A 277-nucleotide genomic window follows, 5' to 3' on the forward strand; every position below is an offset into this window, starting at 1 on the left:
TCCAAACCGTCTATAAAGGCACCGATTTGATGCGCAGCTTCCAGCCTGACACCATCATCGCTCTGGGCGGCGGTTCGCCAATGGACGCAGCCAAAGCCATGTGGCTCTTCTACGAGCAGCCGCAAGTCGATTTTGAAGACTTGGTGCAAAAATTCATGGACATCCGCAAACGCGCGTTCCGCTTCCCTGAATTGGGACGCAAAGCCAAATTTATCGGTATCCCTACCACATCGGGCACAGGATCCGAAGTGACGCCGTTTACTGTCATCAGCGACGG

The 277-nt window shown here is 54.2% G+C and carries 1 protein-coding gene; it reads left to right on the plus strand.

Annotated elements, in window-relative coordinates:
* Positions 1–277: iron-containing alcohol dehydrogenase (locus ACTHS3_RS17820; protein WP_440368748.1), on the plus strand; the 277-nt coding region annotated here is incomplete at both ends.

Source organism: Neisseria sp. P0009.S007 (assembly GCF_051962515.1).